We start from the raw sequence: 25,089 nt of genomic DNA on the forward strand, positions 1-25,089 counted from the left end.
ACCCATCCCGACAGCGTTGTACGGGGAGAGGCATCATGAGACATGTCGCAGAGACAAGACGGTTCATCGCAGGCGCGGTCGTCACCCTGCTGCTCGCCTGCGCGGCGGTGGTGCTGACAGCGGCCCAACCGGCACAGGCCGCCGGATCGAACTACTACGTCGACTGCTCGGCGTCGACGAACGGCACCGGCACCTCCGACTCGCCGTGGAACTCCCTGGCGGGCCCCAACGGGAAAACGTTCGCACCGGGGGACCAACTGTTGCTGAAGCGAGGGACGACCTGCTCCGGCACCCTGCACCCGCTGGGCTCGGGCAGTGCGTCCGGCGGGTCCATCTCCATCGACGCCTACGGCACCGGCGCCCTGCCGGTCATCGCCGCGGGCGGTGCCACGGATGCGATCTACCTGCACAACCAGGAGTACTGGGAGATCTCCGACCTGGAGATCACGAACACCGGCGCGGTGAAGGGGGCGAACGCGCGGCGCGGTGTCTACGTGGTGCTGGAGAACTACGGCACCGGCAACCACTACAAGATCAGCAACCTCAGCATCCACGATGTGAACGGAAACAACTCCAAGGAGGTCGACGGCAGCGCCGGCATCCTCTTCGCCGTTCTCGGCACCACGACGCCCAGCGCCTTCAACGACGTCGTCATCGACGGCAACACCGTCGCGAACATCGCCCGCAGTGGCATCAACATGTCGAGCACATGGCTGTGCCGGCCGTCCATCGGCTGCAACAACCCCGCCTGGACCCCGTGGACCGGCGTCGTCGTCAGGAACAACACCGTTCATGACACCGACGGCGACGGCATCGTCGTGCAGATGTCCAAGGACGCCCTCATCGAGCACAACGTCGTCTACAACGCGGCCAAGGCGAGCAACGCGGCGAACGCCGGTATCTGGGCCTGGGACTCCGACGGGACTGTGATCCAGTACAACGAGGCGTACGGCACCAAGAAGAACTCCGGGAACCCCGACGGCCAGGGCTTCGACGTCGACTACGGGCAGGACGGCACGATCGTCCAGTACAACTACAGCCACGACAACGAGGGAGGGTTCCTCCTCTTCTGCGGCTGCGGCGGAGGGTCACGCCTCAGCAGTAACGCGATGGTCCGCTACAACGTCAGCGAGAACGACCGTCTCCGCGTCGTCAACATGCTCGGCTCCCAGGACTCCGAGTTCTACAACAACACCATCTACATCCCGTCCGGATCCACCGCGAACATCTTCGAGGTCTCGGGCGCCTGGAACGACCTCACCCTCGCCAACAACCTCATCTACAACCTGGGCAGCGGCGACTACGTCTACACCTCCGGCCAGCCGGCCTCGAACTTCTCCTGGCGGAACAACCTCTTCTACGGCAACCACCCGTCCGGCGAGCCGGCCGGCAACGGCAACATCACCGCGGATCCGCTGCTCGTCTCACCCGGCAGCGGCGGTACGGGCATCGACTCCGTCGACGGCTACCAGCTCACTGCGGGCTCCCCGGCCATCGGCGCGGGAGTCGTCATCCCCGACAACGGAGGCAAGGACTACTGGGGGTCGCCCGTTCCCTCGGTCTGCGCGCCCGACATCGGCGCCGACCAGTTCAGCTCGCCCAACGACGCGACCTGCCTCGCGAACGAGAACCTCGGCTTCGAGAAGGGGTCGCTCTCGGCGTGGAGCGCGTGGAACTCCGCCTCGGTGGTCAACTCGGGCGCCCACAGCGGAACCTACGCGGCCCGGGTCGGACCGTCGCCCGCATCGGTCGAACAGTTCGTCCCCGTCGCACCCCGGACGACCTACCGCGTCTCGGGCTGGGTGAAGTCCGCCGTCGCCGGTGAGGTCATGAACGTCGGCGTCAAGAACACCGGCGGCCTGGAGACGGTGGCGAGCGCCGGCGGCACCGACTGGACGTTCGTCTCCGCCGACTTCACCACCGGGGCGGCGAACAGCACCGTGCGCCTGTACTGCTACAAGAGTTCCGGCAGCGGGAACGGCTACTGCGACGACCTCGCCGTCACCCCCGTCAAGAACCACGTCGTCAACGGCAACTTCGAATCCGGCCACACCGTGCCCTGGCGCAACGGGGACTTCTCACTCACCAGCACGTCATCCAACGGCAACGCCGCCGGACTGACGAACTCCTCCCTCAGCGGCGGCACCCTCTGGCAGCTGATCTACACCCTCAAGCCGAACACCACATACCGGCTGTCCGGCGCGATCAGGAGCCAGACCGCCGGCACCACCACGGCACTGGAGGCCAAGCTCTACAACGGCACTGCTGTCACGAGCGCCTCGACCACGTCGAGCACCTACACGAAGCAGTCGACGACCTTCACCACGGGCTCGGGTGTGACCTCCGCTCGCATCTACTGCCACCTCGTCTCCGGAAACGGTGACGGCTACTGCGACGAAGTCACCCTGACCCAGCAGTGACCGACGTTTCTCCTCCGGCGGCGACAACCGGTGACGAACTGGCCGTGAACTTCAGCCTCGCGTCTCGACTTGGAATTCGTAAACTGATCGGTTTACGATGGGCTTGAAACCGACCGGTTTCATCAGTCGGAGTCCCGGCGAGATGCAGGGCGTGTTGTCCGAGTCCGGAGTAAGTCATGAGTGGGATTCAGCCGTTCCGCGTCCTGCGTGCCAAACCCCTGTGGATCGCCAACGGCGTCATCACGGGCGTCCTCGCGCTGCTGTTCACCGTGTTCTACGTCGGCGCCAACGTCGATCCCGTCGATCACATGAAGAATCTGCCCGTCGGCCTGGTGAACGCTGACAAGGGGGCCGCTGCCGGCGGCGAGCAGGTCGACCTGGGGGCTCGGATCACCGAGTCGATCAAGAAGTCCACCGCGAGCGGGGGCAAGATCGATTGGAAGGTGATGGACGAGAAGGAGATGAAGGAGGAACTCGGCAAGGGCAAGCTGTACGGCGCGCTCGTCGTGCCCGCCGACTTCACCTCCGCCACCACCGCACTCACCGGCACCGCGACCACCGAAGCCCCGACCCGTCCGACGCTGACGGTGCTGACCAACCAGTCCGCCGGCAGTGTGGGCTCCAGTCTGGCCCGGACTGCGACGACGCAGGCGGCCGAAAGCGCCTCGCTCCAGGTGGGCAAGGAGCTCACATCCCAGGGCGGGACCGGGCAGGCGAAGCTGCCCGCCGCGGCACGCGTTCTGCTGGCCGACCCGGCCGCCGTCACAGTCGAGGACGGTCATCCCCTCGACTCGCGCAGCGGCCTGGGCATGACGGCGTTCTACTACGCGCTCGTCCTCGTGGTCGTCGGCATGCTCTCCGCCAACGTCATCAGCGGCCAGGTGGACCACGCCCTCGGCTACACCCACAACGACATGGGCCCGCTGCGCCTGCGCCGCCCGCTGATCCGGGCGACACGGGTGCAGACCCTCGCCGTCGGCAGCACTCTCATGGCCGGGCTGTCCCTGCTGATGGGGAGCCTGGTCATGGTGGGCGCGGTCGGCCTCATGGGGATGCACGCCGCCCATCTGCCACTGCTGTGGCTGTTCTCGGTGTGCGCCATCGCCGTCTCCGGGATCGGTGCGCTCACCCTGCTCGCCGTCTTCGGCACGCCCGGCATGCTGGTGGTCACTCTGGTCTTCATCGGGATGGCGGTGCCGACGGCCAACGCCGCCACGCCGATCCAGGCACTGCCCGGCTTCTACCGCTTCCTGGCGGAGTTCGAACCACTGCGGCAGATCACCGGCGGCATCCGCTCGATCCTCTACTACGACGCCCAAGCCGACGCCGGCCTGACCCGGGGCTGGGTCATGATGGCCGCCGGCCTCGCGGCAGCCGCTCTCTTCGGCTTCGGCATGACCAGTTGGTACGACCGCAAGGGGCTGCACCGCATCCCCTCCGAGGCGGAGCCCGAGAAGGTCGCTTCGGTATGACTGCCAAAGCGAAGCAAAGCCCTCGGGAGCGGCTTCTGGAGGCTGCGGCCACTCTCACCTATCGCGACGGAGTCGGCGTCGGCGTCGAGGCGCTGTGCAAGGCGGCGGGGGTGTCGAAGCGCTCCCTGTACCAACTGTTCGAGAGCAAGGACGAACTGCTGGCGGCGAGCCTGAAGGAGCGCGCTGCTGCCTTCGTGGCGAGGGCCCTGCCCCCGGCGGGTGATGGCCGTTCCCCCCGCGAGCGGATCCTGTACGTCTTCGAGCGGGTGGAGTCGCAGGCGGGTGCGCCCGACTTCCAAGGCTGCCGGTACCTGGCCGTGCAGATCGAGCTCAAGGACCAGACCCACCCCGCGAGCCGGGTGGCCCACCAGATCAAAGCGAACCTGACAGCCTTTTTCCGTTCCGAGGCCGAACGGGGTGGGGCGAGCGATCCCGACCTGCTGGCCCGGCAGCTCATCCTGGTCTTCGACGGCGCCAGTGCCCGCGCGGGGATCGGCGCCGACAGCCTGGCCGGGCTCATCGCGCCCACTGTGACCACCCTGCTCGATGCGGCAGGCATGCACTGACGTCTTCGAGCACGGACTTGGCCGATGGGCACCAGGTCGGCCGGCCTCTGAAGCGACTTGCATGGCGAAACCGATCGGTTTACGGTTGGGAAACCGATCGGTTTTTATCTTCGTGGAGGTAGTCGTGACAGCAATCAAGGGCGCCACCGTCTTCGTCACGGGAGGCAGCCGTGGCATCGGCAAGGTGCTGGTCGAGGAGCTCTATGCGCGCGGGGCCGGCAAGGTCTACGCCACGGCCCGTGACCCGCGCACGGTGACTCACCCCGATGCCGTTCCGCTGGCGCTCGAGGCCACTGACCCGGCATCTGTGGCGGCGGCCACCGAGCAGGCCCGGGACGTCACCATTCTGATCAACAACGCCGGGGCCTCCGTCCGCGCTTCGTACCTCGACTCGCCGATGGAGGACGTGCGCCGGGATCTGGAGACCAACTTCTACGGGCCGCTGCTGGTCACCCGGGCCTTCGTGCCGGTCATCGAGCGCAACGGCGGGGGCCACATCCTCAACGCCCACTCCGTTCTGTCCTGGCTGGCCGACGGCACGCCCTACGGCGCCTCCAAGGCCGCTTTGTGGTCGCAGACCAACTCCCTGCGCCTGGAGTTGCGGCCGCGCGGCATCGCGGTGACCGGGCTCCACATGGCCTACGTGGACACCGACATGACGTCGGGTGTCGACGCGCCCAAGGCCGACCCCCGCGACATCGCCGTAGCCGCACTCGACGGCATCGAGGCGGGAGCACACGAGGTGCTGGCCGACGACACCACCCGCTGGGTCAAGTCCCAGCTGTCCGCCGACCTGGAAGCCTTGTACGCCCAGTTGAAGAGCTGACAAGGAGAGCTGGTACTCCTGGCGTCACCAGTTCGGGGCGCCGGCGTCGGCCGAGTACCGGGTCGTCGCCCCCGGTCAGCGCGGCTACGCCGGGAGTCATTCGCTCTCCCTCGCATGGCGCTCGCATCCTTCCCCCCCACCAGACAGAGGACACCTTGATGCCAGATCGCAACCCCGTCCTGATCACCGGTGCCGCCGGCGAAGTCGGCGGTGTGAGCCGAACGATGGTCGACATGCTGCTTGAACTCGGGCACCCGGTGCGCGCGTTCGTGCGCCAGGACGACGAACGCGCGGATTCGCTCCGCCAGGCCGGGGCCGAGGTCTTCGTCGGTGACCTGCTCACCATCGCCGACGTGAGCGCCGCGCTGAAGGGCGTCCGCCGCATCTACTTCAGCATGAGCCTGTCGCCGTACTACACAGACGCCGTCGGCCTGATGGCCGCGGCGGCGCGAGCCCAGGGCGACATCGAGGTCTTCGTCAACATCTCCGAGTACGAGCAGTCGTTCATGACGTTCGACAAGATGACCGCGCCGGAGGAAGAGCGGCGTGCGTGGCTCGGCGGACTCGTCGCCAACTGGTCGCCGCAGCAGCGGGCCCACTGGGTCGCCGAGCAGGTGCTGGACTGGTCCGGCCTCCCGACCGTCAACATCCGGGCGGCCATGTTCGTCGAGAACCCCCTGATGACCTGGCTGGCGCTGGAGCCGCTGAGCAGGGGTGAACTGCGCCTGCCCTTCGGTGATCACCAGCTCGCGCCCATCGCGGGCTACGACGTGGCGGAGCTGTGCGTGAAGATACTGGCCGACCCGGAGCCGCACATCTCGAAGTCCTACGACCTCAACGGCCCGGAGCTGAAGGACATGCACGGGTTCGCGGAGGACTACGCGGCCGTTCTGGGACGCGAGGTCACGTACGTTCCCGAAGACGTCGAAACCTGGAACGAGACCTATGTCGACACCGCCCTGTCGGCGCTCCCGCACACCGCGGAGCACCTCAAGACCCTGACCCGGCTGAAGGGCGGCGGAGGCTACCGCGGCACCACCGACCAACTGGAAACCCTGCTCGGACGCCCGCCGAAGACCGTGCGGTGGGCGCTCCAGAACCACCCGCGCATCCGGAAGCTGACGGCTGCCTGAACCGCTGAGACTCCTCGGGTGGTTCGGTAACCGCGGAGGGTCTTCGCCAACCGTCGAAGCGGTAGCCGGCACGGTGGAAACTTTCGAATGTGGTCCCTACCGGTCGACAGAAGACATCCCATGACTCGACGCTTCGGGTATGGATCGCAGACATTTTCTCGCACTGTCCACCACAGCCGGAGCGGGCGCGGCGGCCCTCACGTCGTCCGGCGGCGCCTGTGCCACCGAAGGAACCGGCGCCGACCGGACGCCGCCACAGGATGCCGCCGCAGCCGATCAGAAACTGGATGAGTTCGTGCTCTGGTATCCCCGGCCGGCCTCCGCGTGGCTGGAGGCATTACCCATCGGCAACGGGCGGCTCGGCGCCATGGTCTTCGGAGGCACGGACACCGAACTGCTCCAGCTCAACGAGGACACCGTGTGGGCAGGCGGTCCCTATGAGCCGGCGAACCCCAAGGCTCTGGCCGCCCTTCCCGAGATCCGCCGGCGCGTCTTCGCCGGCGAGTGGAGCGCCGCCCAGTCCCTCATCGACTCGGACTTCCTCGGAGTCCCGACGGGCGAACTGATGTACCAGACGGTCGGCAGCCTGCGGCTGGCCTTCGCAGCAGACGGCGAGGCAGCGGACTACCGGCGCACGCTTGACCTCGACTCAGCGGTCACCTCCGTCCGGTACAGGCGGGGCGGGGTGACGTATCACCGCGAGACCTTCGTCAGCCACCCCGACCAGGTGATCGTCATGCGGCTGACGGCTGATACCCCGGGGGCCGTCTCCTTCACGGCGGCTTTCGACAGCCCTCAGACCGTGACTGCGTCCTCGCCCGACCGGATCACCATCGCGATGGACGGAACCGCGCAAACCCGTGAGGGCATCAAGGGACAGGTTCGGTTCCGGGCCCTGGCCCGCGCCCACGCCGAGGGCGGGACGGTCGCCGGCGGCAGCGGGAGCCTCGAAGTCACCGGAGCCGATGCCGTCACCCTGCTGATCGCGATCGGTACCAGCTACACCAACTACCAGGACCCGACAGGCGACCACGTCGCCCGCGCCGCTGCCGCGCTCAACGCCGCGTCGGCCATGCCCCACGCCCGGCTGCTGCGACGCCATGTCGCTGACTACCGGAAGCTGTTCCGGCGGGTGGAGGTCGACTTCGGCAGGACCGACGCCGCGGAACTGCCCACCGACGAACGCGTAGCGAGGTTCGCCACCGCCGCCGACCCGCACCTGGTGGCCCTGCACTTCCAGTACGGGCGCTATCTGCTGATCTCCTCGTCACGGCCCGGCACCCAGCCCGCCAACCTCCAAGGCATCTGGAACGAGTTACTCAGTCCGCCTTGGGACTCGAAGTACACGATCAACATCAACACGGAGATGAACTACTGGCCGGCCCCGGTGACCAACCTCATGGAGTGCTGGGAACCGGTCTTCGACATGCTGGCGGACCTGTCTGTGGCCGGTGCGAGAACGGCCGAGGCGCAATACGGTGCCGGCGGCTGGGTCACCCATCACAACACCGACGCCTGGCGCGGCACGGCCCCTGTGGACGGCGCGTTCTGGGGCATGTGGCAGACCGGGGGAGCCTGGCTGTCCACCGGCATCTGGGAGCACTATCTCTTCAGCGGCGACCAGCAGGCGCTGCGTCGCCGCTATCCGGTACTCCGCGGCGCGGTGCGGTTCTTCCTCGACACCCTGGTCACCGATCCACGCACCGGGCACCTCGTCACCTGCCCCGCGGTCTCCCCGGAGAACGCCCACCACCCGGACGTGTCCGTGTGCGCGGGGCCGACCATGGACAACCAGATCCTGCGCGACCTCTTCGACGGATTCGTCAAGGCATCGCAGTTGCTCGGCGAGGACCGCGCCATGCGCAACGCGGTCCGGGCCGCACGCGGGAAGCTACCGCCCATGAAAGTCGGTTCCCAGGGGCAGTTGCAGGAATGGTCGGAGGACTGGGACGCCACCGCGCCCGAGCAGCAGCATCGACACGTCTCCCATCTGTACGGTTTGCACCCCAGCAACCAGATCACCAAACGGGACACTCCCGAACTGTTCGCAGCGGCCCTCACGACACTGGAGCAGCGCGGAGACGCGGGTACGGGGTGGTCCCTCGCCTGGAAAATCAACTTCTGGGCGCGGCTGGAGGACGGCGCACGCTCCTACAAGCTGTTGACCGACCTGCTCACCCCCGAGCGCACCGGGCCGAACCTCTTCGATCTGCATCCGCCTTTCCAGATCGACGGCAACTTCGGGGCGACGGCGGGCGTTGCGGAGTGGCTGCTGCAGTCCCATGCGGGTGAGCTGCATCTGCTGCCCGCGCTGCCTCCGGCGTTGGCGAACGGACGGGTGCGCGGTCTTCTCGCGCGAGGCGGCTTCGAGCTGGATCTGAAATGGCGCGAAGGCGCGTTGGAGGGCGGTGAGTTGCGTTCCCGCTCGGAGAATCGGGCGCTCGTGCGGTCTGCGACCCGGTTGAAGGTAACCGCTCACGGGCGCCCCGTCCCAGTACGGCACCCGGAGCCGGGGGTGCTCGAGTTCGAGACGCGGGCGGGGACGAGATACCGCTTGACGGCCGTCGACTCGGCAGCTCCCCTGTGAGTCGTGCCGCTACGGATCTGCCGGCGTAGTCGGCTGTCGGGACGACACCGGCCCGGGAATGCGGTACCCGGGCCGGTAGGGACACCTCTCAGAAGCGGGTCGGTCGGGGAGTGGACCGGATCTTGGCGGACGCCCTCTCCGTCTTGACCCCTCTGCGGTGGGGCGGTGCCGGGCAGGCACTCGCTCGTCCGCATCCCGGGCTCGTTCAGAGTCGCGAGCAGCGGCCGGTCGCGCCGGTCGCGACCGGTGGTCCGAGGCCGGTGACGCGGCGGTCTGGCCGGGAAGGGCGCGACGTGCTGCCACGGGTGCCGGTCACCCGACGGCAGGATCGCCCAGCAGATCCTCCAAGCCGGCTGACATCCCGGCCAGGAGATCACGCCGCGGGTCGATGAGCCACTGGAGCTGGAGACCGTCCCACATCGCGACAAGGGCCGCCGCGATCAGCTCGGGGTGCCTGCGGTTCGAGATGCGATCCAGGTCCTGGTCCCTGCTGACCGCGGTCGTGAAAGCGGTGACGACCCGCTCGTACCTGTCACGGAACCACTCGTGCGCCGGGTGGTCGGGAGCCGAGGCCTCCGCGGCCATCAAGGCGAGGAGCCGCAGCATCTCGGGCCTTTCCAGGTTGCGGCGGACGTACCGCAGGACCGCGTAGGCCACACCCTTTCCCCGGCTGTCCGCCTCGAAGGAGTCGATGCTCGCGGAGTCCGCGTTCTCGAGGACGGCCACGAGGAGCGCGCTCTTGCTCGGAAAGTGGTGCACGACGCTGGTCAGGCTGAGATCGAGCTGCTTGGCGATCTCCCTCAGGGACCCGCCACGGTAACCGCGAGCCGCGAACACGGCGGTCGCCGAGGCGACGATCTCGGCCCTGCGCTGTGCGCTCTTGGCATACGGGCCTCGGCGAGTGGCCGGACGGGCCGCCGTTTTCTCGGTCATACCCCCAACCCTAAGCGGGCGGCGCGGGGCGGTGTCCGGCCGATAACTCGCCAACATCACCCTCGCCGAAAGTGTGGCACCTGTTCGGTTTTCGCTGTACGGTCTCGCTGACCCACACCACGACGTGCGGTAGGGCCGCTCACGCATCCACCGGGTGGAGAGGAGACGGACGAGGATGTCCACCTCGCATTTGTCGAAAGCGATCATCGGCGGTCTGGCCGCCACACTGGTTCTGGCCGGTTGCGGCCGGTCCGACACACAAGGCAGTGGGGGCGCCAAGGGCGCTCCCATCAGCGACTCACCTGCCAAGGGCGAGATCAACGTTTGGGCCATGGGCACCGAGGGCGAGCGCCTGCCCGAGCTGGCCGCGCGCTTCCGGAAGGCCAACCCGGACGCGAAGGTGAAGGTCACGGCCATCCCGTGGCAGGACTACGCCAAGAAGGTCGAAACGGCGATCGCCTCCCAGGACACGCCGGACGCCACGCTCGTCGGATCCGCCGACCTGACGAACTTCGCCTCGACGGGCGGACTCGAGCAGGTGCCGGCCGGTCTCGTCGACACCTCGTCCTTCTACCGAGGCGCCGCTCAGAGCACCACGTACGACGGGGGCACGTACGGCGTCCCCTGGTATGCGGACACCCGCGTCCTGTTCTACCGCAAGGACCTGGCACAGGCTGCCGGAGTCTCCGCGCCGAAGACCTGGAAGGAGTACGGCCCGTTCCTCAGGGCCCTCCAGAAGCAGGGCGCGAAGTGGGGCCTGGCGCTGCCCACCGGCGTGGCGGCGAGCTGGCAGGGCGTCCTGCCCTTCATGTGGCAGGCGGGTGCGCGTCTCATGAACGACAACGGCACCGAGTTCACCTTCGACACACCCCAGGCGCTCGCGGGGCTGGAGTTCTACCAGTCGTTCTTCACGTCGAAGACCGCGACCCGCAACGGGGCGGTGAGTCTGGGGGAGATCGAGCCGCAGTTCGTCGCCGGTTCCACCGCCGCCCTCATCTCGGGCCCCTGGGAAACGGCACTGCTGAAGGGGGCCGGCGGAGCGGACTTCGTCAAGGACAAGGTGGGGGTCGCCACGCTCCCGAAGGGAGCGACGTCCAACGCCAGCTTCATCGGGGGAGGGCACTGGACGGTGTTCAAGAAGGCGAAGAACCGCGACGGCGCCTGGAAGTTCATCCGGTGGCTCTCCGAGCCCGACGTCCAGCAGGACTGGCACGAACTGTCCGGAGACCTGCCCGCCGTCCAGGCGGCCTGGGACGAGGGGAAGCTCAAGTCGGACCCGACGCTGGCCGTCTTCCGGTCCCAGCTCCGGAGCGCGCTTCCGGGCCCGACCGTCACCACCTGGAAGCAGGTCTCAGCGGTCCTCGATGCCGAGATCGAGAAGGTGGCCAAGGGGGTCTCGTCACCGAAGGCGGCCCTGGAACGCATCCAGGCGAAAGCGTCCGCGATCGGAACGGGGCCGACTCGATGACCACGGCGACCTCCCTGAAACCCGTACGCGAGAAGTCCTCCACCAGGCAGCCGGCTCAAAGGTCGAGGCGCGGTTCCGGACGCCTGCGGCGCACAGTGGTCGCCTGGGCCTTCTGCTCACCCTTCGTCCTGCTCTTCGCCACCTTCGGCATCTGGCCGGTCTTCTCGTCCCTGTCGATGAGCGTCACCGACATCACCAGCAGGGACGTGCGGACGCCCTTCAGCGTCAACTTCGTCGGCCTGGAGAACTACACCGCGCTCTTCGACGATCCCACCTTCGTCCGCGCCGCCTTGAACACGCTCTACTTCGTCGCGGTGGGCATACCCCTGACGATGGTGCTCTCCCTCGCCGTCGCCGTCGCACTCAACTCCGGGATCCAGCGCGCGAAGGGCTTCTTCCGGGTCGCCTACTTCGCCCCGGTCGTGACGAGCATCGTGGCGGTGGCGGTCGTGTGGAGGTACCTCTACAAGCCCGACGGGATGATCAACTCGGTCCTGTCCGTCGTGGGAATCTCGGGGCCGGACTGGCTGAACGATCCCCACTGGTCCATGCCCGCCCTCATACTGATGGCCGTCTGGCGGCACTTCGGCATCCCCATGGTGATCTTCCTGGCGGGGCTGCAGTCGATACCGCCCGAACTGCACGAGGCGGCCGTCGTGGACGGCGCGTCCCGCTGGCGGGCCTTCCGCAGCGTGACCTTGCCGCTGCTGCGGCCCACCACGCTGGTGGTCGCCATCCTGCTCAGCATCAGCTACCTCCAGTTCTTCGAGGAGCCTTTCGTGATGACGAGCGGCGGCCCCTTGGACAGCACGACCTCGATCAGCTACTACGCGTACCAGCAATTCGGCTTCGGGAACTACGGACTGGCATCGGCCGCGTCCTATGTGCTGGTCACCGCGATCGCCCTGCTGAGCCTTCTTCAGTTCCGCATCTTCCGAGCGAGGGCCTGACATGACCGCCACCACGACAACGACAGGGCCGGCCTTCCCGGACCGCCGCCCGTCCCGGCGAGTCCCCACCGCTCGTCTCGTTCTCTACGGCGCTCTCGTGCTCGGACTGCTCGCGACGCTGGCGCCTTTCGCCTGGATGTTCCTCGGCTCGGTGAAACCGACGGGCGAGATCGTCGCCCATCCGAGTTCCTGGCTTCCCCGGTCCCCGACCTTCGCCAACTTCGAACAACTTCTGTCCAAGCAGAACTTCGGCCTGTACTTCCTGAACAGCACAGTCGTCGCGGTGGCTTGTGTGCTGGGAAACCTGCTGTTCTGCTCGATGGCCGGATACGCCTTCGCGAAGATCGAGTTCGCGGGGAAGCGCCTGCTCTTCGGCCTCGTCATCACCATGCTGATCATCCCCGGCGTCACCACCTTCGTCCCGCTGTTCGTGCTCGTCAGCAACATGGGCCTGGGCAACTCCTACCTCGGGCTCATCCTGCCCTTCCTCGTGACACCGTTCGGCGTGTTCATCATGCGGCAGTTCATCCGGGACATCCCGGACGCCCTCGTCGAGGCGGCGCGCCTCGACGGTGCGGGCGAATCCCGGATCTTCCTCAGGGTGATCCTGCCGCTGACACGGCCGGCGCTGGCGACACTGGCGATCCTCACCTTCCTCGCGCAGTGGAACAACTTCCTGTGGCCGCTCGTCATAGCGCAGACAGAGGACCACTACACGCTGCCCGTCGCCCTCGCCCTGTTCTCCACGGGAGCCAACGGCACCAACTACGGCCTGCTGCTGGCCGGGGCGGTCACGGTCGTCACACCGATCATCCTGCTCTTCCTCGTCCTGCAACGGCACTTCATCCAGGGCATCGCCAACACCGGCATCAAGTAGACCGCCGCGTCGACCGACGCACACAGAACAGGAGAACCAACCATGCTTCGTCCCCAGGACGGCCCCACTCGTGAACGCCGCTCTCTCGGCGGCCTGTGGAGCTTCCGCCTGGACGCGGAGGGTGCCGGCCGTGCCGAGGGCTGGTGGCGCTCGCAGCTCGCGAGCGCCGTGGACATCCCGGTGCCCGCCAGCTACAACGACATCTTCCCGGACAAGACCGTCCGTGACCATGTCGGGGACGTCTGGTACCAGACGCAGGTATGGGTTCCCGACCGGTGGGCGGGGGAGCGGACGGTACTCCGCTTCGACGCCGCGACGCATCGCGCCATCGCCTGGGTCAACGACGTCGAGGTCGCCCGGCACGAAGGCGGTTACACCCCCTTCGAGGCCGACGTCACGGCGCACGTGCGGCCGGGTGCCGAGAACCGTGTCACCGTCGTGGTCAACAACGAACTGACCTGGGAGTCGATACCGCCCGGCCGGGTGGAGGAACGAGCGGACGGCCGCCGGGTGCAGCACTACTTCCAGGACTTCTTCAACTACGCGGGCCTGCACCGGCCCGTGTGGCTGTACACCACGCCCCCCGTCCACATCACCGACATCACCGTGACCACCAGCCTGCAGGACACGACCGGCCTCGTCGCCTACCGCGTGGACAGCACCGCACAGGCCGGAGGGCACGAGGTGCGTGTCTCGCTGCGCGACGCCTCCGGGGTCGAGGTCCATGCGGCCACCGGCGCGGAGGGGACCCTCAGGATCGAAGACGTGCACCCCTGGGCGCCGGGCGACGGCTACCTCTACGAACTCGAAGCCACGCTGTGGAGCGCCTCCGGCGACCTCGTCGACAGTTACCGGCAGTCCGTGGGCGTGCGCACCGTGGAGGTACGGGGCACGGAATTCCTGATCAACGGAATCCCGTTCTACTTCAAGGGTTTCGGCAAACACGAGGACGCCGCCGTACGCGGCAGGGCCCACGACGACACCCTGATGGTGCATGACTTCGCCCTGCTGGAGTGGACCGGCGCGAACTCGTTCCGCACCTCGCACTACCCCTATGCAGAGGAGGTGCTGGACTATGCGGACCGACAGGGCGTGGTGGTCATCGACGAGACGGCAGCCGTCGGCCTGAACCTGAACATCGCGGGAGGTGTTTTCGGCTCCGGCCGTAAGGCGTCGACGTTCTCGCCCGACACCGTGGGTGAGAGCACACTTCGCACGCACCTGCAGGCGGTGAGGGAGCTCGTGGCGCGCGACAAGAACCATCCGAGCGTCGTGCTGTGGTCCATCGCCAACGAGCCGGACAACGTCCAACCGGAGGCGCGCGACTACTTCGCACCACTGGCGGCCGAGGCACGCCGGCTGGATCCCTCACGGCCCGTCGCCTACGTCAACGCGCTCATGGGCAAACCGGACCAGTGCGTGGTCACCGACCTGTTCGACGTCGTGCTCCTCAACCGTTACTACGGCTGGTACTTCGGCCCCGACGACCTGGCGACGGCCGAGACGGAGTTGGAAGCGGAACTGCGGCAGTGGGCCGCGCACGACAAGCCCATCGTCATCACCGAGTACGGAGCGGACGCCTACCCCGGACTGCGCAGCGTCGTACCCAGCCCGTGGACCGAGGAGTACCAGACCGAACTGCTCGACGTGTATCACCGGGTGTTCGACCGTGTCGACGCGGTCGTCGGCGAGCAGGTCTGGAACTTCGCCGACTTCGCCACGGCGCCCGGTGTCTTCCGTGTCGACGGCAACAAGAAGGGAGTGTTCACCCGCGAACGTCGGCCGAAGGGCGCGGCGTTCAGGCTGCGCGCCCGCTGGCGGAAGGGCGACTGATAGGCCCCCCATCAAGAGAAGGGCCCCGGGTCCGTGTCGGGATCGTCCGCACGGACGGGTCTGAGCCAGACGTATCGCGTCCTGCTGCGCGGAACGATGACTTGGGCGGCTGGGCGATACGGATGGCTGTCCGTGCAGTGCCGACGCTCCACCGGACTCGGCCGCCCAGCAGGTCGGGCAGCAGCACCTGCACGGCAGTACGACGACTTCTGGAGGTCGTGCCATGGCGACGGCCCAGATCGTGAGGGACGTGTGACCGACCGGGAGGCGTGCAGGGCCGACTGGTCACCGTCACTCCAGGTACCCCGGTCGACATCATGCGCGAGAAGGCAGCGCGCCGCCTGCCGGTGGTCGACCCCGACTCCGCGCTGGGCCGGATCAGCGCGGCGGAACCCAATACCTGAACGACCACCTGGAACGAAGCAGCGGGTTGAGATGCCGCACATCCGCCAGGTCGAGGGGGGTATGCCACGGGCGCCTGAACTCACATTCCGTCCATCGACGGACCGGACATCTGCAGACCCGGCAGCAGCCAGTCCTGGAACGGGGCGAGGACGGCCAGCACGAGGAAGGCCACGCCGACGGCCCAGCTGACCCAGGGGCCGCCGCGCCACAGCTTCTCCAGGAAGATCACCGCGGCCAGGCCCGCCATCGCAGCCACGTTCATGAAACCGAGCGGGATCAGTACGATCATCAGTCCCCAGCAGCAGCCGACGCAGTACAGCCCGTGGTGCGCGCCCACCCGCAGGTCCTTCGCCGACGGCCGGAAGCGTGCGTATCGAAGCAGCTGGAACATCGGACTGCGGCAGTGCCGCAGGCAGACCCGCTTCAGTGGGCCGAACTGCTGCAGCCCCGCCAGCAGGAACGCACCCGCACCGATCCAGCGACCCGCATCCGGGTGGCTGTCGACCAGACGCCCGGTCGCGGCCAGGGCCCCGTACGCGAGCAGCCCGAATCCGGCCCAGGCGAGCAGGTAACCGCCGACGAACTCGGCGGTACGCAGGGCCCTGACACGGCCCGTGGTGCTCCGGCGGATCGCCTGCACCCAGGTGAGGGCGACAGGCGCCAGCGACGGCAGCATCATCGCCGCCATCATGACCACCCACAGGAGGAGGAAGAGCGGGAGTACCAGGCCCATGGTGCCCGGCTCCGTCCCCATGTCGCGGGACCGGGCGACCGTGAGCAGCCAGGCCAGAGCGGCGATCAGCACCAGGAGAACCCAGCCGAGGACCAGATCACGCCTCGGCAGCAGCACTCCCGCCCGGGTGGGCACCGGCGGGGCGAACCGGAGATGGGGCATGGCACACCTCCCATCGTCGCCCACTGCCCGATCGAGCAGGCGGCCCGCGCAGCAGCATGGCTGCGAAACCCCGGCGCGTGCGGCGAGTACTGAGAAGACATCTCCAGCACAGCACAGAATCGCAAGGCTCAAAAGCGGAACGCCGGGAAGCGGCTCTCGTCGGTGACCGGACCCACCCCGTGCGGTGGCGACTACGACGGAGGGCAAGGCTGTCGACGACGCCGATCTGAAACCGGCAGGCAGATGCCTTACCGGGCCGGGACCGCTCAGGACCTGTATCGGCCCCCCGCTGCGGCGGTGTGCGGTGCGGGGGCCCTGCGCAGGACTGGGAATTCCTCGCCGGGCAGGCGCATGCTGGAGACGAGGCCGCTCCGGGTCGTGGCCGGCGGGCTCTGCGCGGGACAGCCTCGCTCCCATGACCCTGCGGTAACGGGGGAAGAGGAGGTCAGCAAGATGACCGAAGCAACCACCAGCCCTACCTGGCGCCTGGTCGGCGACTGGTTCGACACCTGCAAGTGCGCCATACCCTGCCCCTGCACCTTCGCCCAGCCCCCGACCGAGGGCGACTGCGACGGGGTGCTCGTCTGGCACATACGCGAGGGTCGGTACGGGGAGGTCCGGCTCGACGGGCTGAACTTCCTGATGCTCGGGTCCTTCACCGGCAACATCTGGGGCGGCGCCGCGACGGACACGTCCGCCGCCTTCTTCGTCGACGCGCGCGCCGACGACCAGCAGCGTGCCGCCCTCGGCACGATCTTCAGCGGTGAGGCGGGGGGCTGGCCGAAGCAGTTCAACGAGCTCGCCCCCTTCGACGTTCGCGGCATGGAGGTCGCCCCCATCACCGTGGAGATCGCCGACGACCTGGGGTCGTGGAGCGTCGAGGTCCCCGGCCGGGTCACCGCCCTTGTCGAGGCTCTCGGCGGTCCCACCACGCCCGCCGGCGCGCGGGTGCAGCTCCACAATCCCGGCGGTGCCGAGGTCGGCCCGGGCCAGGTTGCCACATGGGGCCGCGCGACCACGGACCGGGCCGACGCGTTCGGCTTCAGCTGGGACCGCAGCGGCAAGTCCAGCAAGCATTTCCCGTTCGACTGGAGCGGCCCCGACTGATTGAGCGACCCTGCTCCGGACCTACCTGTCCGCCGTTCTCACTCCCAGGTCGGGGACGGACAGCCACTCAGGTCTTGCCGTACTCGTCGTGGCGGCGCAGCCAGTGGGTCTGCTCGCCCTCCTCGTGGCGGCCCAGCGGCGCACGGTCGAGAAGCCCGTAGTAGGCCATGGCAGGCTCGAGGCCGCGCGCGGTGGTGACGTACGTTCGGTGAACGGTGCCGTCGAGGAGTGCGTAGGCGCTCATCCCGGGCCCCTCGGTGACGTAGCCGCGTACGTCCGTGCCGGACAGCTGCGCCATCTGACTCACCGTCGGCGGGACGTCGCCCTCGAGGAACGGCCTCAGCTCCTCCTCGGTGTACTGGAAACCGAGGTCGCGGTGGAAATCGCTGCCGCCGGCGGAGACCCAGTCGAAGCGCCAGCCCATTCGCTCCCGGTAGGAAAGGAGCTTGTCCAGCGGCGCCCGCGAGGAGCAGATCAGCGTCACGTCGCGGGCCCTGAGGTGGATCACATTGGGGGAAAGGGTGTCCGCGATCGAGGAGCAGACCGTGCATCCGGCCTTGTACGGCGGGCCGAACATGAAGTGGTAGATCAGCAGCTGGGAGCGTCCGTCGAAGAGGTCCGCGAGCGACTTGGTCCCGTCCTCGGTCTCGAAGAGGTAGTCGTTCTCGACCGGCACCCAGGGGAGCTCCCGCCGCTTCCGGGCGAGTTCGTCGCCGCGTCGGGTGAGTTCCTTCTCCTGCGCCAGCAGCTCCGCGCGGGCTGCCTCGAATTCCTTCTGTGTGCCGATCCTGTGCTCAGGCATGGTCTCTCCCTCCTGAGCGGAGCGGATCACCGAGCCTGTGCCGGCGTATCCGTCCGGCCCTACGTCCACCGTACGCGCGCGGCGGCGGGCTTTCGCGACCTAGCCGGGGCCCTCGCCAACGAGATCATCCCCTGACGCGACTGGCTAGGTGTGCTGTCCCGGGACGTTGGTGACAGGCGACACGCTGCCTTCACGCTGAGACTGTGTGCCCGGAGTGCCCCGGCAGGGCTACTCGCTGGACCGGACGGACGGGGAGCCGCTGCCGGCTCCTGAGCTGCCGCCGACACGCCTGAAGTCGCGGGGAACGGTGCGTCGACGGAAAGATCAAGCCCATCACCGACCGGGCCTACCCCCGACTCGCAGACGGGCGGGGACTTGCTTCTGAACACTGCCGCCCGCCCGTCGACCGCTCGAAAGGGGCGGGGCCGGTCAGCCCAGTTTGAGAAGGCCGGCTTCGACGACGGCACCGCCGAAGGGGCCCGCGAGTTCGGCGAGGCGCTCACAGCCGGCGTCACCGAGGGCCGCGTAGGCGGGAAGGGCCAGGCGGTCGGTGCGGTCCTCGATGTGCCGGCGCAGGCGTACGCCTTCCGGGCTGAGGGAGTCGCCGTCCAGGAGACCTCGCTCGCGCAGGCGCTCCTGAGTGCCGGCCCACTCCTCCTCGGGCCATGCACGGCTCGCCTTGAGGAAGTCGACGGGGACCTCACCGGTCGCGGCGTGCAGAATCAGCGCCTCCAAGCCTCCGACGCCCTCGCTCAGCAGGCATGCGACATGGCCGTCTCCACGGAACTCCCGGAGCAGTGTCTGGGCATGCCACAGCCGCAGTACCGGCTCCTCCGGCCACGGCAGTGCGGCATGCGCCGCGAACAACGGCCGGCCCTGTGCGTGTTCGCAGGCCGCCTCGGCGGCCCGGCGGGTCAGCGCCAGCACCTCGTCCATGGTGGGCAACTCGTGGATTCCCGCCCGTCGCAGGGCTTCGCCCGCCGCGGCGTACCGTGCGTCCAGCACCTGCTGCGGTGTCGTCGCGTCCCAGGCCCCGTCGACCGCCTGCCGTACGACATCGGGGTTGAAGTTGTAGAAGGTCGAGATGACCAGCTCGGCGGAAGCCCGGCCGAATGCGGCGCTCCTGGAGGTGAAGTACCCGGCGCGACCGCTCAGGCCGAGGTCGGCGTACCGGCGCCTTGCCTCGGGGACGAAGTAGATCATGCCGTGGACGGGCTCGAGACGGCGCCAGGCCGCGCGGGCGGTCTGCATCGGGTCACCTCTTCGGAGTGTCGGCGAGTGGGACATTCGCTGTTGATTCACTACGTGCCGTGGGCTTGCAGGTGTTCGAGCAGCAGGCGGCTGAGCGTTTCGGGCGCCTCCTCGGGGATCCAGTGGCCGACGCCCTGGAGGGTCTCGAACCGGTACGGCCCTTGACCCATCGCTCGGTCTCCTGTGCGACTGCCGGACCGAACGCGCTGTCCTCCGTGCTCCAGACGTACAGGGTGGGCACGTCGACGACGCCGATCGCGCGGACGCGGCCGGGGCGGGCGTGCGCGGTCCACCAGGCCACCGCGCCTCCCCAGTCATGGCCGTCGGGTGCCACCACGCGGTAGCCGTGCGCGGCCAGCGCCTCGATCTGCCGCCGCCACACCAGCCCGGTCTGCGGGAAGCCGTGCAGCAGCAGCGCCGGGCGGCCCTCGGGCGGACCCGCCGTGATCGTGTCGAGCACGCCCGCACCCGTGGAGATGCTCAGCTGAGTCACGACCCACCTCTTCGTACCGACTGGTCGGTACCCTCCAGGCATGAGGGCGGACTGTCAAGGGCCGGGCCGTGGTTGAACCTGACGCCGAATTCAAATATAACCGGCGGACGGACGAACCGGGCCAACAGGAAGCAGTGAGGCGACATGAGGGAAGCAGTCATCGTTTCGACGGCACGCACACCGATCGGAAAGGCGTACCGCGGCGCGTTCAACGACACCCAGGCGCAGGAGCTTGCCGGACATGCCCTTGCGCACGCGGTGCAGCGGGCCGGGCTCGAGGGAGGTGAGGTCGAGGATGTGATCTTCGGCTGCGCCGTGCAGCAGGGGTCCTCGGGTTTCAATGTCGCGCGTCAGGCCGCTCTTCGCGCCGGACTTCCGGACGTCGTGTCGGGGATGACGATCGACCGGCAGTGCTCGTCGGGCCTGATGGCCATCGCGACGGCCGCCAAGCAGATTGTCACGGACGGCATGCAGGTCGCTGTCGGCGGCGGTGTCGAGTCGATCTCCCTGGTGCAGAACGACCACATGAACACCCACCGCATGGCGGATCCCTGGCTGGTCGAGCACAAGCCGAGCATCTACCTGCCGATGCTGCACACGGCGGAGATCGTCGCCGAACGCTACGGCGTGAGCCGGGAACGCCAGGACGAGTTCGCGCTGGTGTCGCAGCAGCGCACGGCGGCGGCGCAGGAGGCCGGCCGGTTCGACCAGGAGATCGTGGCGCTCGACAGCGTCAAGAAGGTCCTGGACAAGCAGTCCGGGGAGGTGCGGGACGAAGCCGTGACCCTGGCCCGCGACGAGGGCAACCGGGCGTCGACGACGCTCGAGGGCCTGGCCGGACTGGCGCCGGTGCTGGCCGACGGTGAGGTGAGCGCGCGATCCAGCGTCACGGCGGGCAACTCCTCGCAGCTGTCGGACGGGGCTTCGGCGTCGGTGCTGATGGAGGCGAAGGAGGCCGAACGCCGCGGACTTCAGCCGCTGGGCGTCTACCGGGGTATGACCGTTGCCGGTTGCGGGCCGGACGAGATGGGCATCGGCCCGGTGTTCGCCATTCCGAAGCTGCTGAAGCAGCACGACCTCACCATCGACGACATCGGCCTGTGGGAACTCAACGAGGCGTTCGCCTCCCAGGCGCTGTACTGCCGGGACGAACTGCACATCGACCCGGAGCGGTTCAACGTCAACGGCGGCGCCATCTCCGTCGGTCATCCGTACGGAATGACCGGCGCCCGGCTGGTGGGGCACGCCCTTATCGAGGGCAAGCGCCGCGGTGTCCGGTATGTGGTGATCTCGATGTGCGTCGGGGGCGGCATGGGCGCAGCCGGACTGTTCGAGGTCGCCTGAGATGCCGAGCGTGACGGACAGGGCGCGAACCGCGGTCCTCGTGGACTTCGGCGGTGTCATCACCTCCAGTGTGCTGCGGGCTTTCACCGACTTCGGCGCCTCGCTCGGCGTCGATCCGCGCCTGCCGCTCGACCTCCTCGCCCGGGACGAGGCATCACGCACCCTCCTGGCCGACCACGAGTGCGGCCGTGTCGACGCCGGAGCCTTCGAGCGAGGGTTCGCCGAACGGCTCCGTGCCCACGGCGCCGACGTGACGGCCGAGGGGCTCACGGCCCGCATGCAGGCGGGCATGTCGATCGACCAGGACATGCTCGCGCTGCTCGGCGATCTCCGAGCCGCCGGGCATCCCGTCGCGCTCGTGTCCAATTCGTTCGGTACCGGAACCTACGACGGCGTCGAACTCGCGTCCCTCGCCGACGTGCTCGTCATCTCCGCCGAGGTCGGGATCCGCAAGCCCTCCCGGCGGATCTACGCGATCGCGTGTGAACGCCTCGGCATCGACCCCGAGGAGGCGGTCATGATCGACGATCTGCGGCAGAACCTCGACGGAGCGGCTCGGATCGGAATCGGGGGCGTACTGCACACCAGCGCCGCCGACACCCGCCACCAGCTCGCCGAACGCTTCGGGATCACAGCCTGACCGATCCCCGCCGTTGCGGAGGCGGCCACGGCACTCACGGTGCCCTCGGTGCCCTCCTGGACGCTGTCCCCGGGCGTGTCGGTCACCGCTGCCCCGGCCGGCGTGGCCGACCGGGGCAGCGACGAGACCGCGGCCATCCTGCACACCTCGGGAACCACCGGGCGGCCGCCGCCATTCGTGATTGTGGTGTCGGATTCAAGTACAGTTCCCGGGATGGAGACCACTGCGGCCGAGGAGATCGACGGCGAGCAGGCGCCGCCCGTGGCGCCCCTGACGCACCTTCGTGAGCCCCCCACGACGAAGCGCGGTGCGCGGACCCGGGCCGCGTTGGTGAAAGCCGCTCGGAAGGTGTTCGAACGGGACGGCTACCTCGACACCCGCCTCACCGACATCACCAAAGAGGCTCAGTGCGCGGCGGGATCCTTCTACACCTACTTCGCCAACAAGGAAGAGGTGCTCGCCGCCGTCCTCCTGGAGGCGCAGGAGGACATGATGCACCCCGGCATGGCCCGGGTGGAGGGCGCCGACGATCCCCATGCGGTACTCGAGGCGAGTAATCGCGCGTACCTCGAGGCGTACAAGCGGAACGCGAAGCTGATGGGCCTGCTCGAGCAGGTCGCCCAAGTGGAGCCGGAATTCCGGGAGTTCCGGCGTCGGCGCGCCGACGCGTTCATCCGCCGCAATGCCCGTGGCATCGCCGACCTGCAGGCGCGGGGTGTCGCGGACCGTGAGGTCGATCCGATGATGGCCTCCCGTGCGCTGTCGGGCATGGTCAGCGTCATGGCCTACAACGCGTTCGTGCTCGGCGAACGGCAGGAAGAAGGTCCGCCGGTGGACTTCGAGGAGCTCGTGTCCACGGTGACCCGGCTCTGGGCGAACGCCCTCCGCTTCCCTGACCGCCGCTGATTCGCCTGCCTGTAGCCGCTCACCCCCCTGGGGTGGGCGGCTTTTTTCATGTGGACCCGGGCGGCTGGCTATTGAACTTGACGTCGGATTCAACTATACAGATCGGACGCATCGCACGCCCCGTACCGGAGAGGGTTCGCTGTGGACGTTACACAAAGAGTCGCCGTCGTCACCGGTGGTGGCGCGGGCGCGCCCGGCCTCGACGCGAGCGAGCAGCACTGGGACCGCTCGATCGACGTCAACCTGCGAGCCCGGGCACGGCCCCGTCCCCGGGACGTTCCGCTGAGCCTGCGCAAACCGCTGATCGGGGCGATCAACGGGGTGGCCGCCGGCCTGGCATGGTGGCGGCCCTCTTGCCACCGGCAGCGTGGTGGACACCGCTTCGCCTACGCCTCCGCTCTGGCGAGGTGCTGCTCCCCGGCATCCACGGCCACCGTCAAGAGCCGGCTGAGCAACGACGTGGACGGCACCTACGCCGATTCCGTGGCCCGGGCGGAAGGCCTCATGCTCCAGGCCTTCCGCGGGTCCGACGTCGTCGAGGGCGTGGCCAGTCACCTGGACAAGCGCACGCCCGACTTTCCCTCCCTACCCGTCAGGAGTTCGGATGTCCCTGTTTGAGATGTCGGACCGCGCCAAGAAGTACCAGGCGGATCTGCTCGAGTTCATGGATGAGCACATCTACCCCGCCGAGGCGGTGTACCACGAGCAGATGCGCGCGTCCGGTGACCCGCACTTCCACCCGCCGATCCTGGAGGAGCTCAAGGCGGAGGCGCGCAGGCGTGGACTGTGGAACCTGTTCCACCCGCACCCGGAGTGGGGCCCCGGTCTGACGAACCTCGAGTACGCGCCGCTGGCGGAGATCATGGGCCGCAGCCACATCGCCTCCGAGGCGTGCAACTGCAACGCGCCCGACACCGGCAACATGGAGGTGCTCACGCTGTTCGGCAGCGACGAGCACAAGGAGAAGTACCTCAAGCCGCTGCTCGACGGGACGATGGCCTCGGCCTTCGCGATGACCGAGCCGCGTGTCGCCAGCTCCGACGCCACCAACATCGAGCTGCGGATGGAGCGCGACGGGGACGCGTACGTGCTCAACGGCCGCAAGTGGTTCGCCTCGAACGCGATGCACAAGAACTGCAAGGTGCTCATCGTGATGGGCAAGACCGACCCCACGGCGGCTCCCCACCGCCAGCAGTCGATGATGGTCGTACCCGTGGACGCCCCCGGGGTCACCGTGGTCCGGAACCTCCCGGTGTTCGGGTACGCGGATCGCGAGGGCCATGCGGAGATCGTCTTCGAGAACGTCCGGGTGCCGGGCAAGGACGTACTCAAGGGCGAGGGCGAGGGATTCGCGATCAGCCAGGCCCGGCTCGGGCCCGGTCGCATCCACCACTGCATGCGGGCCATCGGCGCGGCCGAGCGGGCGCTGGAACTGATGTGCCGGCGCGCACAGTCACGGGTGACCTTCGGCAGCCCGGTCGCCGAACGGTCCAACATCCAGGACTGGATCGCGGAAGCGCGCATCGACATCGAGATGATCCGCCTGCTCACGCTCAAGGCCGCGTACCTGATGGACACGGTCGGGAACAAGGAAGCGCGCACCGAGATCGCGGCCATCAAGGTGGCCGCTCCCGAGATCGCGTTGAAGATCGTCGACCGCGCGATCCAGGTGCACGGGGGAGCGGGAGTGACCGACGACTTCCCGCTGGCCATGATGTACGCGCATCTGCGGACGCTGCGGCTGGCGGACGGTCCCGACGAGGTGCACAAGCGGGCCATCGCCAGGCAGGAGCTGCGGCAGTACCGCGACGCGGCGACGGCGGCGGTGAGCTGAGAAGGCGGGACGCGATCTCACGCACGCTTCGGAAGCCTGGACATCCGCAGAGGGGCTTGGCGAGGACGGCCTTGCGGTGGCTGAAGGTCTCGATGGAGTAGCGGCCGTGGTAGCTGCCCATGCCGCTCTCCCCGACGCCCCCGAACGGCAGGTCGGAGACGGTGAGATGGGCCAGCGGCAGGCCGAACCCGAGGCCGCCGGAGGAGGTTTCGGCGGCGAGCCGCTCCCGGGCGGTGTCGGAGTCGGTGAACGCGTACAGGGCCAGCGGCTTGTCGGGCGCGGGGTCGTTCATGGTTCCCCCATAGGTGCGGTAGGGCGGAAGGGGGGCATCGACGGGGGATCAGGGG

General features: G+C 68.3%; 22 protein-coding genes and 1 pseudogene. 17 read left to right on the plus strand and 6 right to left on the minus strand.

The genetic code is table 11. The features are described 5' to 3' along the window. Positions 1-35 precede the first annotated feature (35 nt). The 6 genes from CCL05_RS06330 to CCL05_RS06355 all read left to right on the plus strand — a co-directional run bounded on the left by CCL05_RS06330 (position 36) and on the right by CCL05_RS06355 (position 9,004). Entirely contained in the window at positions 36-2,420 is a 2,385-nt protein-coding gene (locus CCL05_RS06330; protein ID WP_086559490.1) for a carbohydrate binding domain-containing protein, read from the plus strand. A gap of 176 nt (positions 2,421-2,596) precedes the next feature. Beyond that, positions 2,597-3,892, plus strand: a complete 1,296-nt coding sequence (locus CCL05_RS06335; RefSeq protein WP_086559491.1) for an SNG1 family protein — start codon at positions 2,597-2,599, stop codon at positions 3,890-3,892. Further along, complete coding sequence (locus tag CCL05_RS06340) at positions 3,889-4,458, plus strand: TetR/AcrR family transcriptional regulator (protein ID WP_086559492.1); 570 nt, start codon at positions 3,889-3,891, stop codon at positions 4,456-4,458. Before CCL05_RS06335 ends, CCL05_RS06340 begins: the two co-directional genes overlap by 4 nt. Before the next feature lie 124 nt (positions 4,459-4,582). Continuing rightward, positions 4,583-5,284 carry an SDR family oxidoreductase gene (locus tag CCL05_RS06345; RefSeq protein ID WP_086559493.1) on the plus strand — a complete coding sequence of 234 codons (702 nt, stop codon included), beginning with the start codon at positions 4,583-4,585 and terminating at the stop codon, positions 5,282-5,284. A 158-nt stretch (positions 5,285-5,442) separates the two neighbouring features. After that, on the plus strand, positions 5,443-6,417 hold the full coding sequence (locus tag CCL05_RS06350; protein ID WP_086559494.1) for an NmrA family NAD(P)-binding protein: 975 nt from the start codon (positions 5,443-5,445) through the stop codon (positions 6,415-6,417). Between the two features lie 139 nt (positions 6,418-6,556). Then, complete coding sequence (locus CCL05_RS06355; RefSeq protein ID WP_086559495.1) at positions 6,557-9,004, plus strand: glycoside hydrolase family 95 protein; 2,448 nt, start codon at positions 6,557-6,559, stop codon at positions 9,002-9,004. Positions 9,005-9,316: 312 nt separating this feature from the next. Here the strand turns inward: CCL05_RS06355 and CCL05_RS06360 are convergent, their stop codons facing one another. Beyond that, entirely contained in the window at positions 9,317-9,937 is a 621-nt protein-coding gene (locus tag CCL05_RS06360; RefSeq protein ID WP_086559496.1) for a TetR/AcrR family transcriptional regulator, read from the minus strand. 175 nt (positions 9,938-10,112) lie between these two features. Between CCL05_RS06360 and CCL05_RS06365 the strand changes: the two genes are divergently transcribed. From CCL05_RS06365 to CCL05_RS47115, 5 genes are all read left to right on the plus strand, one after another. After that, positions 10,113-11,405 carry a sugar ABC transporter substrate-binding protein gene (locus CCL05_RS06365; RefSeq protein ID WP_086559497.1) on the plus strand — a complete coding sequence of 431 codons (1,293 nt, stop codon included), beginning with the start codon at positions 10,113-10,115 and terminating at the stop codon, positions 11,403-11,405. Further along, positions 11,402-12,355 carry a carbohydrate ABC transporter permease gene (locus tag CCL05_RS06370; protein ID WP_086559498.1) on the plus strand — a complete coding sequence of 318 codons (954 nt, stop codon included), beginning with the start codon at positions 11,402-11,404 and terminating at the stop codon, positions 12,353-12,355. The genes CCL05_RS06365 and CCL05_RS06370 overlap by 4 nt, the downstream gene beginning before the upstream one ends. 1 nt (position 12,356) lies before the next feature. Next, positions 12,357-13,232, plus strand: a complete 876-nt coding sequence (locus tag CCL05_RS06375) for a carbohydrate ABC transporter permease (RefSeq protein ID WP_086559499.1) — start codon at positions 12,357-12,359, stop codon at positions 13,230-13,232. 42 nt (positions 13,233-13,274) lie between these two features. After that, complete coding sequence (uidA, locus tag CCL05_RS06380) at positions 13,275-15,065, plus strand: beta-glucuronidase (RefSeq protein ID WP_086559500.1); 1,791 nt, start codon at positions 13,275-13,277, stop codon at positions 15,063-15,065. Between the two features lie 269 nt (positions 15,066-15,334). After that, positions 15,335-15,469 (plus strand): CBS domain-containing protein, encoded by a 135-nt coding sequence (locus CCL05_RS47115; protein WP_143589818.1) that lies wholly within the window; start codon positions 15,335-15,337, stop codon positions 15,467-15,469. 80 nt (positions 15,470-15,549) lie between these two features. Here the strand turns inward: CCL05_RS47115 and CCL05_RS06385 are convergent, their stop codons facing one another. Next, complete coding sequence (locus CCL05_RS06385; protein ID WP_086559501.1) at positions 15,550-16,365, minus strand: DUF2182 domain-containing protein; 816 nt, start codon at positions 16,363-16,365, stop codon at positions 15,550-15,552. Between the two features lie 453 nt (positions 16,366-16,818). Between CCL05_RS06385 and CCL05_RS06390 the strand changes: the two genes are divergently transcribed. After that, positions 16,819-17,472, plus strand: coding sequence for a DUF1326 domain-containing protein (locus tag CCL05_RS06390; protein ID WP_086559502.1), 654 nt, complete (start codon positions 16,819-16,821; stop codon positions 17,470-17,472). A gap of 67 nt (positions 17,473-17,539) precedes the next feature. Here CCL05_RS06390 and CCL05_RS06395 read toward each other — a convergent pair whose 3' ends face one another. The 3 genes from CCL05_RS06395 to CCL05_RS47120 form a co-directional block, all read right to left on the minus strand. Continuing rightward, the gene (locus tag CCL05_RS06395) at positions 17,540-18,274 is read right to left on the minus strand and encodes a DUF899 domain-containing protein (protein WP_086559503.1); all 735 of its coding nucleotides are present in this window, start codon (positions 18,272-18,274) and stop codon (positions 17,540-17,542) included. 429 nt (positions 18,275-18,703) lie between these two features. Next, on the minus strand, positions 18,704-19,525 hold the full coding sequence (locus tag CCL05_RS06400; protein WP_086559504.1) for an SCO6745 family protein: 822 nt from the start codon (positions 19,523-19,525) through the stop codon (positions 18,704-18,706). 4 nt (positions 19,526-19,529) lie between these two features. Beyond that, positions 19,530-20,018 (minus strand): alpha/beta fold hydrolase, encoded by a 489-nt coding sequence (locus tag CCL05_RS47120; RefSeq protein WP_279629924.1) that lies wholly within the window; start codon positions 20,016-20,018, stop codon positions 19,530-19,532. 144 nt (positions 20,019-20,162) lie between these two features. On the opposite strand from CCL05_RS47120, the gene CCL05_RS06410 reads away from it, so the two are divergent. The 5 genes from CCL05_RS06410 to CCL05_RS06430 all read left to right on the plus strand — a co-directional run bounded on the left by CCL05_RS06410 (position 20,163) and on the right by CCL05_RS06430 (position 24,742). Continuing rightward, positions 20,163-21,362: an acetyl-CoA C-acyltransferase gene (locus CCL05_RS06410; protein WP_086559505.1), complete on the plus strand. Its 1,200-nt coding sequence runs from the start codon at positions 20,163-20,165 to the stop codon at positions 21,360-21,362. Positions 21,363-21,372: 10 nt separating this feature from the next. After that, positions 21,373-22,002: an HAD family hydrolase gene (locus CCL05_RS06415; RefSeq protein WP_425275895.1), complete on the plus strand. Its 630-nt coding sequence runs from the start codon at positions 21,373-21,375 to the stop codon at positions 22,000-22,002. Between the two features lie 75 nt (positions 22,003-22,077). Next, a complete protein-coding gene (locus tag CCL05_RS06420) occupies positions 22,078-22,908 on the plus strand; it encodes a TetR/AcrR family transcriptional regulator (protein WP_244204192.1) in 831 nt (276 codons plus the stop codon). Between the two features lie 141 nt (positions 22,909-23,049). Continuing rightward, complete coding sequence (locus CCL05_RS06425) at positions 23,050-23,526, plus strand: Clp protease/crotonase-like domain-containing protein (RefSeq protein ID WP_208641390.1); 477 nt, start codon at positions 23,050-23,052, stop codon at positions 23,524-23,526. Next, entirely contained in the window at positions 23,513-24,742 is a 1,230-nt protein-coding gene (locus CCL05_RS06430; RefSeq protein WP_086559508.1) for an acyl-CoA dehydrogenase family protein, read from the plus strand. The genes CCL05_RS06425 and CCL05_RS06430 overlap by 14 nt, the downstream gene beginning before the upstream one ends. Positions 24,743-24,791: 49 nt before the next feature. Here the strand turns inward: CCL05_RS06430 and CCL05_RS45990 are convergent. After that, positions 24,792-25,016: pseudogene (locus tag CCL05_RS45990) on the minus strand (aldehyde dehydrogenase family protein); the annotation flags it as partial. Positions 25,017-25,089 lie beyond the last annotated feature (73 nt).

It is taken from the genome of Streptomyces africanus, assembly GCF_002150735.1.
In the GTDB taxonomy this organism is placed as follows: domain Bacteria; phylum Actinomycetota; class Actinomycetes; order Streptomycetales; family Streptomycetaceae; genus Streptomyces; species Streptomyces africanus.

Bases quoted from the DNA above. Each gene is read 5' to 3' on its own strand.
- CCL05_RS06330 (WP_086559490.1), top strand. From the start codon at position 36: ATGAGACATGTCGCAGAGACAAGACGGTTCATCGCAGGCGCGGTCGTC.
- CCL05_RS06335 (WP_086559491.1), top strand. From the start codon at position 2,597: ATGAGTGGGATTCAGCCGTTCCGCGTCCTGCGTGCCAAACCCCTGTGG.
- CCL05_RS06340 (WP_086559492.1), top strand. From the start codon at position 3,889: ATGACTGCCAAAGCGAAGCAAAGCCCTCGGGAGCGGCTTCTGGAGGCT.
- CCL05_RS06350 (WP_086559494.1), top strand. From the start codon at position 5,443: ATGCCAGATCGCAACCCCGTCCTGATCACCGGTGCCGCCGGCGAAGTC.
- CCL05_RS06355 (WP_086559495.1), top strand. From the start codon at position 6,557: ATGGATCGCAGACATTTTCTCGCACTGTCCACCACAGCCGGAGCGGGC.
- CCL05_RS06360 (WP_086559496.1), bottom strand. From the start codon at position 9,937: ATGACCGAGAAAACGGCGGCCCGTCCGGCCACTCGCCGAGGCCCGTAT.
- CCL05_RS06365 (WP_086559497.1), top strand. From the start codon at position 10,113: ATGTCCACCTCGCATTTGTCGAAAGCGATCATCGGCGGTCTGGCCGCC.
- CCL05_RS06370 (WP_086559498.1), top strand. From the start codon at position 11,402: ATGACCACGGCGACCTCCCTGAAACCCGTACGCGAGAAGTCCTCCACC.
- CCL05_RS06375 (WP_086559499.1), top strand. From the start codon at position 12,357: ATGACCGCCACCACGACAACGACAGGGCCGGCCTTCCCGGACCGCCGC.
- uidA (WP_086559500.1), top strand. From the start codon at position 13,275: ATGCTTCGTCCCCAGGACGGCCCCACTCGTGAACGCCGCTCTCTCGGC.
- CCL05_RS06385 (WP_086559501.1), bottom strand. From the start codon at position 16,365: ATGCCCCATCTCCGGTTCGCCCCGCCGGTGCCCACCCGGGCGGGAGTG.
- CCL05_RS06390 (WP_086559502.1), top strand. From the start codon at position 16,819: ATGACCGAAGCAACCACCAGCCCTACCTGGCGCCTGGTCGGCGACTGG.
- CCL05_RS06395 (WP_086559503.1), bottom strand. From the start codon at position 18,274: ATGCCTGAGCACAGGATCGGCACACAGAAGGAATTCGAGGCAGCCCGC.
- CCL05_RS06400 (WP_086559504.1), bottom strand. From the start codon at position 19,525: ATGCAGACCGCCCGCGCGGCCTGGCGCCGTCTCGAGCCCGTCCACGGC.
- CCL05_RS06410 (WP_086559505.1), top strand. From the start codon at position 20,163: ATGAGGGAAGCAGTCATCGTTTCGACGGCACGCACACCGATCGGAAAG.
- CCL05_RS06430 (WP_086559508.1), top strand. From the start codon at position 23,513: ATGTCCCTGTTTGAGATGTCGGACCGCGCCAAGAAGTACCAGGCGGAT.